Annotated in this window: 14 protein-coding genes; 4 read left to right on the top strand and 10 right to left on the bottom strand. The window is 45.3% G+C overall.

The features are described from left to right. Positions 1 to 98: 98 nt before the first annotated feature. Both MHH46_RS12380 and MHH46_RS12375 read right to left on the bottom strand, forming a co-directional pair. Positions 99 to 530 (bottom strand): CBS domain-containing protein, encoded by a 432-nt coding sequence (locus MHH46_RS12380; protein WP_076129131.1) that lies wholly within the window; start codon positions 528 to 530, stop codon positions 99 to 101. Between the two features lie 63 nt (positions 531 to 593). Then, entirely contained in the window at positions 594 to 1775 is a 1182-nt protein-coding gene (locus MHH46_RS12375; RefSeq protein WP_076189870.1) for a M20 family metallopeptidase, read from the bottom strand. 239 nt (positions 1776 to 2014) lie between these two features. On the opposite strand from MHH46_RS12375, the gene MHH46_RS12370 reads away from it, so the two are divergent. Together MHH46_RS12370 and ftsW are read left to right on the top strand one after the other, a co-directional pair. Continuing rightward, positions 2015 to 2362, top strand: a complete 348-nt coding sequence (locus MHH46_RS12370; RefSeq protein ID WP_036686159.1) for a YugN family protein — start codon at positions 2015 to 2017, stop codon at positions 2360 to 2362. Next, the gene (ftsW, locus tag MHH46_RS12365; RefSeq protein WP_081387374.1) at positions 2359 to 3600 is read left to right on the top strand and encodes a putative lipid II flippase FtsW; all 1242 of its coding nucleotides are present in this window, start codon (positions 2359 to 2361) and stop codon (positions 3598 to 3600) included. Before MHH46_RS12370 ends, ftsW begins: the two co-directional genes overlap by 4 nt. Positions 3601 to 3688: 88 nt before the next feature. On the opposite strand, the gene MHH46_RS12360 is transcribed toward ftsW, so the two are convergent. Further along, a complete protein-coding gene (locus tag MHH46_RS12360) occupies positions 3689 to 4054 on the bottom strand; it encodes an Asp23/Gls24 family envelope stress response protein (protein ID WP_019911482.1) in 366 nt (121 codons plus the stop codon). Between the two features lie 154 nt (positions 4055 to 4208). On the opposite strand from MHH46_RS12360, the gene cax reads away from it, so the two are divergent. Further along, positions 4209 to 5279 (top strand): calcium/proton exchanger, encoded by a 1071-nt coding sequence (cax, locus tag MHH46_RS12355; RefSeq protein WP_036686157.1) that lies wholly within the window; start codon positions 4209 to 4211, stop codon positions 5277 to 5279. An 87-nt stretch (positions 5280 to 5366) separates the two neighbouring features. Here the strand turns inward: cax and MHH46_RS12350 are convergent, their stop codons facing one another. The 7 genes from MHH46_RS12350 to MHH46_RS12320 form a co-directional block, all read right to left on the bottom strand. After that, entirely contained in the window at positions 5367 to 5663 is a 297-nt protein-coding gene (locus MHH46_RS12350; protein ID WP_036686156.1) for a YlaN family protein, read from the bottom strand. A 202-nt stretch (positions 5664 to 5865) separates the two neighbouring features. After that, the gene (locus tag MHH46_RS12345; protein ID WP_036686154.1) at positions 5866 to 6111 is read right to left on the bottom strand and encodes an HPr family phosphocarrier protein; all 246 of its coding nucleotides are present in this window, start codon (positions 6109 to 6111) and stop codon (positions 5866 to 5868) included. A gap of 106 nt (positions 6112 to 6217) precedes the next feature. Continuing rightward, positions 6218 to 7333: an aminopeptidase gene (locus tag MHH46_RS12340; RefSeq protein ID WP_036686152.1), complete on the bottom strand. Its 1116-nt coding sequence runs from the start codon at positions 7331 to 7333 to the stop codon at positions 6218 to 6220. A gap of 95 nt (positions 7334 to 7428) precedes the next feature. After that, on the bottom strand, positions 7429 to 8334 hold the full coding sequence (locus tag MHH46_RS12335; protein ID WP_076189869.1) for a hypothetical protein: 906 nt from the start codon (positions 8332 to 8334) through the stop codon (positions 7429 to 7431). Between the two features lie 26 nt (positions 8335 to 8360). After that, positions 8361 to 8513, bottom strand: a complete 153-nt coding sequence (locus tag MHH46_RS12330) for a hypothetical protein (protein ID WP_179086238.1) — start codon at positions 8511 to 8513, stop codon at positions 8361 to 8363. A 456-nt stretch (positions 8514 to 8969) separates the two neighbouring features. Continuing rightward, complete coding sequence (locus MHH46_RS12325) at positions 8970 to 9206, bottom strand: hypothetical protein (RefSeq protein ID WP_076189868.1); 237 nt, start codon at positions 9204 to 9206, stop codon at positions 8970 to 8972. 1220 nt (positions 9207 to 10426) lie between these two features. Then, a complete protein-coding gene (locus MHH46_RS12320) occupies positions 10427 to 12430 on the bottom strand; it encodes a sensor domain-containing diguanylate cyclase (RefSeq protein WP_076189867.1) in 2004 nt (667 codons plus the stop codon). A 400-nt stretch (positions 12431 to 12830) separates the two neighbouring features. Here MHH46_RS12320 and rpsD point away from each other — a divergent pair, with 400 nt between their 5' ends. After that, positions 12831 to 13430 carry a 30S ribosomal protein S4 gene (rpsD, locus tag MHH46_RS12315; protein ID WP_036686147.1) on the top strand — a complete coding sequence of 200 codons (600 nt, stop codon included), beginning with the start codon at positions 12831 to 12833 and terminating at the stop codon, positions 13428 to 13430. Positions 13431 to 13596 lie beyond the last annotated feature (166 nt).

Genomic DNA, 13596 nt, shown 5'->3' with positions numbered 1-13596 from the left:
AAGTGATTTAAGCTTGCGCTATGTAATTTTGTTTATTTTCATATAACAGGAAAAAGCCCATCCCCGCATAACGGTCATGAGCTTCCCTATCTGACTATTTAATGTAAGTGCTGCTGCGAAATATCATGGAGGGCTTCACCAGCTTCATCCGCAAAAATGTCGCGCACAGCCAGATCTCCAATCGACACTACGCCCACCAGCTTCTGGTCACGTGTCACCGCCAGCCTGCGAATTTGCCAGCCAGCCATTAACTCTGCAGCCTCATCTACTGAAGTATTCTCCGAGACGGCCTGAATCTCTTTACTCATTACAGTTTCCACTGAGGTTGAACCAGGGTGTTTAGCCGCATAACCTCTAATCACGAGATCGCGGTCAGTAATTACACCGAGCAGTGTCTTATGTTCTTCATTATCAACAACAGGTATAAATCCAGTGTCATAATCTCGCATTTTCACGGCAACTTCATACACATTATCTTGCAGCGTAACCGTTGCAGGCTCCTTCGTCATAACCTCTTTCACTGTCTTCAAGAATGAACCCTCCTAATCATGGTCTCCATGTTATGGGAATAGGTTCTCCTCTATGAAACGAAATTATACGATTGTGTCCTCACGCATACAGGAATTCGCCATAGCAATGAGCAGCTTCATTCCGTGCAGCATGGCATCTTCGTCAAAATCAAATTTGCTATGATGATGTGGATAGTCAGCCTCTTTATCCGGATTTCCGGCACCCACAAACATAAAGCAGCCTGGAATCTCCTTAACATAATAGGCAAAATCCTCAGCTGGCATCAGCTTTTCCATCCGAATCACTTCAACAGATTCTCCTAAAGCCGCTGGGGCCACCTCGAAAAACCGCTGCACTTCACCATCGTGATTTACGAGGGGAGGATATCCCATAACGTAATCTATCTTAGCTTCTGCCCCGTAAGCGCTGGCAATAGAAACGGTCATTTCTTCGATTCGCTGGCGTATCAAATGCCGTGTCTCCTCGTCGAATGCCCGCACTGTCCCTGTGATCCGGCATTGCTCGGCAATGACATTCTGGGCGAACCCCCCTTGAATGGTTCCTACACTGAGTACAGCGGGCTCCAGCGGGTTCACAGAGCGGCTTACAATGCTTTGCAGCTGGGTCACCAGCGCCGCTCCCGCCACGATGCTATCAATGGTACGGTTCGGCATGCCGCCATGTCCGCCTTTGCCAATGATATCTATAAAAAACTCGTCCGCAGACGCCATCAACGGTCCCGGAGCACTCCCAACAGTTCCCATAGGCAATGGAGTCCACAGATGCAGACCATACACCGCATCCGCTCCTTCTAACATGCCTTCGGCAATCATCCCCTGCGCCCCTCCTGGGCATACTTCCTCTGCGGGCTGAAAAAGAAAACGCAGCTCCCCTTCCAGCTCCTCAAGCCGGCTGCTGTAGTAAGAGGCTACACCGAGCAGTATGGAAGTGTGGCCATCATGTCCACAGGCATGCATTACCCCTTCATTTTGCGAAACGTAATCCTTCTTGTTCTCCTCTTTAATAGGTAGGGCATCCATGTCCGCACGAAGAACAACGGTTTTCCCCGGCCGCTTTCCCCGTAGTATGCCAAGCACACCATACCCTGTCCCGCTTTTTCTGACTTCAATTCCGAATTCGGCTAACTTATCTGCTATAAATGCTGACGTTTCCTTTTCATGAAAAGACAACTCCGGATGACGATGCAAATGGCGTCTCCATTCCACGATCTCCGGCATGAGCGAATCAACCGCTAAGCTCTTCATAAGTTCTCCATCCCCTTCTCGATAAACCCGCATCCATAGCAAGCGATAGCAGTCCTGTTCACTTTGTTCCAGCCGCGAACGACTATAATTCTTTTATTGTAGCAGAAACGCAAAAAACTGGGTATTGTTAGGCACTGCCTACTCTTGCACAACCTTTAGAAACATACTATCATGAGGTAGAACATCAGCAATCGGATCAGAAATTCATCATTATACTTCATAAGGGGGATATGCGTGCTATGATTTTTGAGAACACGGGCCTCGTAGGATTGAAGAGTGATCTTCTCTATCTGGACGAGAGTGCCACAAAAGCTGGCTTCATCCGCTGGCAATGGGAATACTATCGTGCCACTTACGACTGCAAAATTGAAGACCCACAGGATGGTGGCGAATACTTCCTACGCATTAACACTCGCGCTGTCGAGGGAAAGCTAGAGAAGTCTGATGCCGTACTTGCAATTGAAGCCGTATACTTAGGAAAAGCAACCTTCCCTCATGGCCTGGAATATGAATCTCCGGTGCCAAAACCAGTATTGGACACTGCTGCTAAGCGGATTCTTGAATTAAAGCAGCTGTTAGAGGCTTGAGTAACAGAAAGGGAACGACGAAACAAAATGTCAGCCTGCCCAAAAGAGGAACACCCGATTTCCAACTACTTATCTTAACACTACTACTTGTGGGTTTCGGTCTAGTCATGGTCTTCAGTGCTAGCTCAAGCTTAACCTTAGCAAGCCCGAAGTTCGGTAATGACCCTCTATTTTTCATTAAACGCCAAGTGATCTGGATCGTACTCGGAACCATTGTTATGTTTATAGCTATGAACATTCACTACAGTAAGTTTAAGAAGTGGTATGTACCTATTTTTATCATCACCGTTATACTTCTGCTCGTGGTAGCCTTCTCTGAAAAAATTAATGGTGCCAAGAGCTGGCTTAGTATCGGAACACTTGGAATTCAACCCACCGAATTAGCCAAAATATCGATTATCCTGTATATCTCAGCACTCATCACCAAAAAAGGTGAACGGTTTAGAGATTTCCGTACAGGATATATCCCTGTAATGGTCATCGTGGGTATTGTTGCCGGACTTATAATGATGCAGCCGGATTTAGGTTCTTGCCTTATTCTCGTAGCTACCAGCGGACTTGTTATTTATGCCGGTGGTGCCAGCATGAAGCATATTCTGGGCTCTATAGCACTGCTAGTGCTGGGTGTAGGACTAGTTATAGGCGCCAAAGCAGCGATTGATTCCTTATCTCCATCCGATAAAGCCACTGACACTCAGGATTATAGAAAAGGTCGTATCGTTGCCTTTTTAGATCCTTATCAGGTTGCTGAGGGTGATGGTTATAACATTATTCAATCCTTAACCGCTCTTGGCCAAGGTGGAGTAAGTGGTTCCGGCTTCGGCAAAAGCATTCAAAAGCTGGACTATCTAAAATACCCTTATACGGACTTTATCTTCCCCGTAATTGGTGAAGAGTTCGGCTTTCTTGGGACCTCCATATTTTTGATGTTATATCTGTATTTTATCTGGCGAGGTATTCTAATCGCTTTAAGGTGTAAGGATCCCTTTGGTACGCTCGTCGGAATTGGGATTATGGGCCTCATAGCCATTCAGGCCTTTGTCAATATCGGCGGTGTAACCAATACAATCCCTCTTACCGGCGTTACCTTGCCGTTTATCAGCTACGGGGGCTCTTCACTCCTTGTCAGCATGCTGTGCATGGGAATTATGCTAAGCATCTCAAGAGAAACCAACCTTCCTGCCAAAGAGGAAGTAACGAAATCTGTAACAACGGTTAGACAGGTTCGTTCCCGGTAAGCTTTATAAAGCCGGAGGTTAGGGAATTTACACATAAAAAAGCAGCCCAGGGAATTAACCTTGGACTGCTTTTTTGTGTACAAGTTTTTTAAGAGATTTCATCATTCTTGAAAGCTACGCCTTCAACTTTGACATTTACCTCAACAATATGAAGTCCAGTCATGCTCTCCACAGCTTCACGTACGTTCTGCTGAAGCATCCGGCACACTTCGTGGATCGGTGTTTCATAGAGAACGATAATTCGTAGATCTACTGCTGCTTCCAGCTGTCCTACTTCAACGGTAACGCCCTTCTGAACGTTCTTACCGCTTAGACGTTTCGCCCAGCCTTCTGACAGGCCACCAGACATGGCTGCAATTCCCGGAGTCTCCAAGGCAGCCAAACCGGCAATTTTTGAGACGACGTCATTTGAAATTCGTATATTTCCCATTTCCAGTTGAAGTTGTTCTGCCATGCCATATCCCCCCTACACTCATTATCAATTATTGTAATTCCAAAACAGGCTAAAAAGCAAATCACTTTATCGCTTTCTCGTTTACACCTAGGAACAATTTGGGTATATTGATTATGAATTCAATCTAAATACATAGATAGGAGTGTCCTTTACATTGAAAAAATGGATTTCACCATCACTGATGGGTATCGCCTTTATCCTTAGTGCGATCGGCCATTATGCCGATTGGGATCATACCCTGCAGTTCATTCTCTCAGCAATCGCTGTGGTGTTTGTGGCTGGATTTCTCGGCCGGGCCACTGAAAGTGTAGCTCATTATGCCGGACAACGACTGGGCGGCTTCCTAAACGCCACCTTCGGCAATGCTGCTGAGCTAATCATTGCCTTCTTCCTGGTCAAGGAAGGATTGTTCGACATGGTCAAAGCCAGTCTTACCGGTTCTATTATCGGCAACCTGTTGCTTGTTCTAGGATTGAGTATTTTCGCCGGCGGGATGAAGTTCAAAGTTCAGAACTTCAACGTAACCCTTGCCGGAATGAATGGCTCCCTGATGATCGTTGCCGTCATTGCCTTATTTGTTCCCGCTATGTTCTTTACCACCCACTCTATTACGGAGAAGGATACCGATGTGCTCAGTTTAATCGTTGCCGGGCTGCTCATCGCTTCGTACATAGCTTGGCTAATCTTCTCCATGATCACGCATAAGAAACATCTAGAGGACGTTACAGAAGAGGGTAAAGAAGAATTAGCTCATGAACATGCCCCTGCTTGGTCCAAAAACAAATCCATCCTTTATCTCGTGCTTGCCACTGTAATGGTAGCCTTCGTGAGTGAGTGGCTGGTAGGAACGTTAGAGACTTTGACAGAACGTTTCGGATTCAGCGAGCTGTTTGTAGGTGCGTTCCTCGTAGCTATCATCGGTAATGCCGCAGAGCATAGTGCAGCCATTATGCTGGCCATGAAGAACAAAATCGGTGCGGCAGTAGAAATTGCGGTTGGAAGCAGTCTGCAAATCGCCCTGTTCGTAGCACCTGTCCTAATCTTCGCCAGTTATTTCATGGGTGATACAATGGACATAGTTTTTACGACCATCGAAATTGTCGCCATCGGTGTAGCCGTCTTTATTGCCAAATCAATTACTCAGGACGGCTCAACTAACTGGTATGAGGGTCTCTTGTTATTAACGGTCTACCTGATTTTAGGAGTCTCCTTCTATCTCGTATAATCATTATTAACCATTGTACACAACAAAAAGCGCACATGAGCGATTCGTCCTCATGTGCGCTTCTATAAATACTTAAGAAACCGATATTTATTCTTCCTTCGCTTTGTTGTTCAAAGCCTCGTAGAGTACTGCTAAGTTACGCTCCAGCTTACTTAGTACCATCTTACCAGTAATCTCTGGGACCAAACCTGCTCTAACCGCAAAATCCACTTCTCTGGAGAAACCGTACATCTGGGTATCCAGCACTTCCTCATAGAGAGGGCAGTAGCGTGTTGCCAGATTCTCCATCTGCACTTCTATAAGTTGCTGAATTTTATCGGCATCTTCTTGTAGAAGATTGATTGCTTTAAGATTATACTGTTCCTGTAATTCCGATGAAGTCATGCCTCTATCCCCCCCATGTCCAAAAGTTAAGCTGCTTTTACTATTTTACTTAATATTAGACGAAATCCGGTATCAATACAACAATTCAGTTTATACTAACCATATATTTAAAAGAACCTGCTGCGTTATCCTATCAAGTTTCGTATCTACTTCTAGAAAAAACGCCCCACCGAAAACCGGTAGGACGTTTTTAGCACGACTATTACTCAGCAACAACTGTGAATTTCAAACCGTGTTTTGCAAACACTTCAGTCATTGCCTTCTTAGCTTCTTCAGCATCTGCCCCATGAACATGAAGCTCATAGCTTTGGCTGGACACCAAAGTAGTGAACAAACCAAGGATACTTTTAACATCAATGTACTTGTTGTCCGCTTGAAGAACGATTGAAGAGTTGAACTGGCCTGCCGTTTGGGCAATATCGACAATTGCCGCATTGTTACTGGACATAGAAATCCCTCCGCAACTTGATTATAAAACTTTAGTCTTTTGTTATCATTTCTTATGATACATTGAATCCGCTTACTTGTGCAAGGAGTTTTCTTGTTATTACATTTTATTTCAAGTTTTCAGGATTCAGACCTTCGAGTTCCGGCAACACAAAAATTCCATCCTTACGGATCAATACATCGTCAAAATAAATTTCACCGCCGCCATAATCGGGACGTTGGATCAACACAAGATCCCAGTGAATGGAGGAGCGGTTACCGTTATCTGTAACATCATATGCTTGTCCTGGCGTAAAGTGCAGGCTGCCTGCGATTTTTTCGTCAAAAAGAATATCATTCATCGGGTGAAGAATGTAAGGGTTAAAACCAATAGCGAATTCGCCAATATGACGCGCGCCGTCATCTGAATTCAAAATTTCGTTCAAACGGGCGGAGTCATTGCTGGTGGCTTCAACAATTTTTCCATTCTCGAATTTGAATTTGATATTTTCAAAGGTCACTCCATTATATACTGACGGTGCATTATAGCTGATCGTTCCATTTACAGAATCGCGAACTGGGGCGCTGTAAACCTCGCCATCCGGAATATTTTTTTGCCCGGAGCATTTCTCTGCACCGATTCCTTTAATCGAGAACTTAAGATCTGTTCCAGCACTCAAAATATGTACCTTATCCGTTCTGCGCATGAGATCAGCTAAAGCATCCTGAGCCTTGTCCATCTTGGCGTAATCCAAATTACACACTTCGAAATAAAAGTCCTCAAACGCTTCAGTGCTAATATTCGCAAGCTGAGCCATGCTCGCATTCGGATAACGCAGTACTACCCACTTCGTATGCTTCACACGTTGTTCGCTATGCACTGGATGAGAGTACAACGAGTTATACAATTTCATATTTTCTTCAGGAACATCGGACAGATCGTTCACATTCTCACCTGCACGAATCCCGATATAACAATCCATTTGCTTCATCCGGTTCAAGTCAATTTCAGCCCATGTCTGAAGACTCTCACGAGTTGCGTATTTAAGCATGCTGCGCAGGACTGTACGATCTGTTAATTGTACAAAAGCATGACCGCCGGCCTTGCCGATTTCCTCTACAACAGCTTTGATTAAATCTCTTTCATTGCCAATCATTTCGACGAGCACGTTCTCGCCTGGCTGGACATTTACGGAATAACCGACTAGGTTAGCTGCCAGCTTTTGAATTCTGGGATCTTTCATTGTGTATTCTTCCTTCCTCTGTCTAAAAAATAAGCAAGCTTTTCTATTGTAGCACGCCCTGTATGGAGCGCAAGACCTGTGGGATAATGTGAAAATCAACGAAAGCCTGAAAAATTCACCTGTGATACATAAGTTTCATTATCAGATTCATTCCCCGCTTCCGAATAGGTAACCTTACGATTTAAGGTGAGCTTTCTCGGCAGATTATGTTTTGTATCAACGGTTAAATGGTAGACAGTCTCAACATTAGCTTGTTTCAGCTTTTGCTGTAATTCATTATTTTTCTTCTCCCATAGCTCCACCAAAGCTTGCGTAACCGCCTGGTCGTTCTTTGTTATTTTTCCAGCAGAATCTGGTGTTTCAGGTCGAAGGTCTTGCATCTCTTTTTCCAATTCAGCAGTCAGCTGCTTTCTGGCCTCAGCAGGCGTCAGCTCGATCCGCAGCACATTTGTCCCTCTGCCTGCACCCGCATCTTCAGTCACATTAGCCTCCATGGATTGCAGCTCCTCCAGCTGTTTCAACGGATTAAGCAAAGCAAGCGGATTTCCGTCCTCAGAGGAATCTTCAGTGGTCAACGCTACCCATTCCCCCTCTTTTTTCTCTAGCTGACTATGGAAAGCTTTCATAGAAGTGATGCTGCTTTTTAAATCTTTAGCGCTATTTGCTGATTTTTTTGTGGCTGAGGATTTATCAGGAAGCAGTGTATACAGATTGACCTTCTTATGGTCCTGTACTGTGCCTTCGTAAAATATCATGGATTCCGGAACGGTCTTTCCACCTTTTGTAAGCATGGTTGACCCTTTAAAAGTAACCCCATCGCTGCCCGTTATACCCGCTAACACCAAACTTAGATCTTCCTTGGCTGGTTTGTCTCTAATAACGCTGCAACCGCTGTTGAACACGCAGGACAAGGTAAAAATCATAAGAACTAACCCCTTCAGTAATAATGACTTTCTCACGGTCATCAGGCCTTTCTTGGAGTATTTTACTTTACAGCCCACTATAGGGTTCTCCCTTCCTGCGCGCCTTATACAGATGCAAATACGTTGCTGTAATCGGTTTCCATACATTGCTCTAACTTATGCGCGTTTGTCGCTTGCTTCTGAATGTCAGTACATACCACCTTCAGACTCACGAAGTTACCGCTGCCAGTCGCCACGCCGTTGTCTCTATCGGACACAGTTGACCTTAATTACAGTATTTTGCGGTATTTCGTATGCCAACGGACTCCAGCGCAGCTATTGACCCGAAATGCGCCCGATATGCCCTCATACTAAGCAATAGCGTCTCTGGTGTCCGAAACCTCACTTAAAAAGCTAAAATCATGCCAATAACGTCAGCTGAGTCCGAAGGCCTCGTAGCGGCATGATGGATACACCAGTCGAAGCAGCCAGCCAACTATCAAAAACAATGACCAGCAACTCCTTATTACGGGAGAACCGCTAGTCACGTACCGATGCGCGAATATTACCGCTGCAGTTGCCACGCCGTTATCTCTAACGGACACAGCTGACCCTTAACGCAGCATTTCCCGATATTTCCCATACCAACGGACTCCAGCGCAGCAATTGACCTTAAAAACGCACAAAATGAGTCCTTTTCCAAGCAATAGCGTCTCTGGAGTCCGAAACCTCACTTAAAAAGCTAAAATCATGCCAATAGCGTCATCTGGGTCCGAATGCATCGCAGCGGCATATTTGATACACAGTCGAAGCGCCAGCCAACTATTAAAAACAATGACCAGCGACCTTCCAATTACGGGAGAACCGCTGGTCAAATGCCGATGTGCGAATATGACCGCTGCCAATCGCCACCCCGTTGTCTCTAACGGACACAGCTGACCCTTAACGCAGCATTTCCCGATATTCCCCATACCAACGGACTCCAGCGCAGCTATTTACCCGAATTGCGCCCGATATGCCCCTTTACTAAGCAATAGTGTCTCTGGTGTCCGAAAACATGCCCCAAAGGCAAAATACATGCCAATAGCGTCATCTGAGTCCGTAAGCCTCGCAGCATGATGAATACACCAGTCGAAGCAGCGAGCCAACTAACAAAACAATAACCAGCAACTCCTTATTACGGGAGAACCGCTGGTCAAATGCCGATGCGCGAATATGACCGTTGCAGTCGCCACGCCGTTATCTCTATCGGACACAGCTGACTCTTAACGCAGCATTTCCCGATATTTCCCATACCAACGGACTCCAGCGCAGTTATTGACCTTAAAAACGCACAAAATGAGTCTTTTTCTAAGCAATAGTGTCTCTGGTGTCCGAAAACATGCCCCAAAGGCAAATACATGCCAATAGCGTCATCTGGGTCCGAATGCCTCGCAGCGGCATATTTGATACACAGTCGAAGCAGCCAGCCAACTATTAAAAACAATGACCAGCGACTTTCCTATTACGTGAGAAATGCTGGTCAAATGCCGATGCGCGAATATTACCGCTGCCAGTTGCCGCACCGTTATCTCTAACGGACACAGCTGACCCTTAACGCAGCATTTCCCGATATTTCCCATACCAACGGACACCAGCGCAGCTATTGACCTTAAAAACGCACAAAATGAGTCCTTTTCCAAGCAATAGCGTCTCTGGTGTCCGAAACCTTGCTTAAAAAGCTAAAATCATGCTAATAACGTCATCTGGGTCCGAAAGCATCGCAGCGGCATGTATGATACACAATCGAAGCGCCAGCCAACTATTAAAAACAATGACCAGCGACTTTCCAATTACGGGAGAACTGCTAGTCACGTGCCGATGCGCGAATATGACCGTTGCAGTCGCCACGCCGTTATCTCTATCGGACACAGCTGACCCTTAACGCAGCATTTCCCGATATTTCCCATTCCAACGGACTCCAGCGCAGCTATTGACCTTAAAAACGCACAAAATGAGTCTTTTTCCAAGCAATAGTGTCTCTGGTGTCCGATAACATGCTCAAAAGGCGAACATCGCGCATATAGCGTCATCAGAGTCCGAAGACCTCGCAGCAGCATGATGAATACAGCAGTCGAAGCAGCCAGCCATCTGCCAAAACAAAAAGCAGCGACTCTCCAAATACGGGAGAACCGCTGCTCTGCTATTTCTTTTACTTATGAGGCAATTCCTTCACACCGCTGCCATTCTCTTTAGTGTCAACGATCACCTGGTTACGCCCATTGTTCTTAGCTTTATACAGTGCCATATCCGCTCGATAGAACAGGGATTCGACGCTTACACGTTCGTCCATCCAGCTCCATTCTGCTATACCGCAGGACACTGTTACATTAGGTTCGGTTTCATTCATCACTCGCTTACGAATACGTTCAGCCACATTTACTGCCTGTTCTACTCCCATTAATGGTAAATAGACCGACAGTTCTTCTCCACCCCACCTCGCAGCAATATCCCCTTGACGGATGGAGGACTTCACAATTTCACTGACCTCTTTTAAGATCTTGTCGCCCTTTTGATGACCATAGGTATCATTCACCATCTTGAACTGATCGATATCCACAACGATTAAGCAACCGCAAAAATCTGTAGACTGCCGTTCCTTTATTTCTTCGTCCAGATAATGACGAGCATAAAGTCCAGTTAGGCTATCTCTGTTCGCTAATCGTCTAACTTCGGCATGCAGCCTTGCGTTCCCTACAGCTAGTCCAATATGCCCCGCCATCGCTTGAAGCAATCTGTAATTGTCATAAGAAAAATAATGGGCATCGCGATGGGCCAACATGATGGCACCACGCACTTCACCACCTACACTTAAAGGTGTGGCAATCAGCGACTGCGACCCGGTAGCATTCATTAAACGAGAAGTAGTATTAGGATTATCTATGTAGTTAGACATGATTAATGATTCCCCAGTAGTATAGACCTTCCCGCCTAAACCTTGTCCTACTTCTAAAATTTCATTTTGCAAGGAGGAATGATTGCAAGCAATAACCTCTAGCCCGCCCTTTTCTTCGTTCATATGTAAAATACAGCAGTAGTCTGCACCAAACATCTCCAACAGCTCTTCAAACGCAAATTGAAAAATATCCCCTAAACGCAAGCTTTGATTCAGCCGTTGTGTAAGTTCGTTACTCATACGCAGCTCACGAATGAGCTGATTGGAGCGTTCATACAGCTTGGCATTCTCAAAAGCAGTACCTGCGGTATCCGCCACCATCGAGAGAAACCGTAAATCTACATCCATAAAGATCGAGTTATCCATCACCATGTGGAATACGCCATAAACCCCTTGCTTCCCGCCTAGCGGAAGACCAATCTCTACAATGTGTTGATCTTCGGTGTTGGTGTTCAGAGCAACACGGCCGTCTTTAAATGCTCTAGCACAGACATCATCACTGGACATCTGAAACGGTAAAGGTTTGACCTGCGGATGAGTGCTGCGGTGATCTTGCGACATAAACAGCTCAAGCCTGGCACCAGGGTACATTGCAGAAATGCTATCTATAACCTCCGTAAGCACAGCGTTCACATCAATATTGTCATGCATCCGCTGAACGATCTGAAATAACAAGGAGCGGCGATTGCTCTCACGTTCAGCATGTTGATGAACACTCGCAAGATCAGTTACAAAAATATGTTCAAACTTATGATAGAATATGGTCCGGTACTGCAAAGATATAGCCTCAGCAGTATCTCGTCCACCCATTAAATATTGTTGTGTCGGCATAGCACAGCCTAGGAAGGCAAAAATTTCTTTGTCAACGCGAGTGATGAGCGGTATAGTAAAAAAGCTCATAGCCTGACCCTGCACCGTAAGTTGAACAGAGGAGGTTGCGCCAGAAAGTAAACTAGCTGCAGCCGCTTGCTCCCATTGGTGCCTCCATCGTTCTTGCTGATCGGCAATATTAGCAAAATATCTGCCTTCAAAATTCAGCACACACCAATCCCATGATTTAGCGAATGGTAGAGCCTCTAGCCCATCGATCCATTCCTCGAAGCTGTCTGCAATCAGATTGGCCAAATATGGGAAGTCATGGGACACTATTTCCGTTTCCCTAAGCCAGGCGGTGGGATCTTCGGAATCTCTACTAGTGTGCAATTTGTCCTGTATCAGCATACGACTGTCTTGAGAAGCGTATGCTTTCTGTTCTGACATAACGAAGATCCCCTTTGCTTCTCATTTAAGAAAAAAAACCTTCCCAATTAACATCTAATTAACTATATTTTACTCCCTTTCTTTGTGTATTGCATTATATTTTCCTTATTTCCGGGATTTTTTTTAGGACCAAAGAACTAACGACAAAGAATGACAAAAACTCTTTTAATATGCGCTTGACTTTATATGCTACTTTCATATAATATTTATTGTTGAACAAGACTGTAACAAGTCTTACTTGGGCGTAACGTTGTGTCACCCTCACGCATTTCGTTACTGCCAGGGCAGCGGCTGAACTTCCCTGGTAGTGTGAAAGCCAATAATGCTAATCACGGATACGAAATGCGGCGCAAATAGAGCCCTAACCTGAAATTTCAAATATAAAGGAGTCTACTATAACATGGCACGTTACACCGGACCTAAATTCAAACTCAGCCGCCGTCTGGGCATTTCCCTTAGCGGTACAGGCAAAGACCTGAAACGCCCTTTCCCACCAGGACAACACGGCGCTAACCAACGCAGAAAAGTAAGTAACTACGGAATGCAGCTTTTGGAAAAACAAAAACTGCGTCACATGTACGGCTTGGGAGAGAAACAATTCCGTACTCTCTTCGCTAAAGCACAAAAACTTCCAGGTCTTGCGGGCGAAAACTTCATGTTCTTGCTTGAAAGCCGCTTGGACAACCTAGTTTACCGTCTTGGATTTGCTAACTCCCGTGCTGGAGCACGTCAGTTGGTATCCCACGGACACGTAACTGTAAACGGCAAAAAAGTCGACATCGCTTCTTACCGTGTAAGCTTGGGCGACGTTATCGGTCTTCGCGAGAAGAGCCAAGGCATGGCTTCCATTAAAGAAGCTCTTGCTAACCGTAACCACCTTCCAGCTTACCTGGAATATGCTGAAGGATCTTTCGAAGGTAAATATATTCGTTTGCCAGAACGTTCCGAGCTTTCCCAGGATATCGATGAGAAACAAATCGTCGAGTTCTACAACCGTTAATATCTCGCTTTTAGCGGGTATGACCGAAGCCTCCGGATTAATCCGGGGGCTTTTTGTTATGTCAATATCCTAAATTCCATGCCGTTTGTAAAAGGTTATGCTTCCGCAAATCATACCCTAAATTACTTTATTTATAATTTTTGCACAAAAGTCGAATCTTAAGTCC

The sequence above is a fragment of the Paenibacillus sp. FSL H8-0175 genome (assembly GCF_045040615.1).
GTDB lineage: Bacteria > Bacillota > Bacilli > Paenibacillales > Paenibacillaceae > Paenibacillus_AQ > Paenibacillus_AQ odorifer.
The sequence above is the reverse complement of the archived record's forward strand: the minus strand, read 5'-3'. Positions and strand labels throughout refer to the sequence as shown.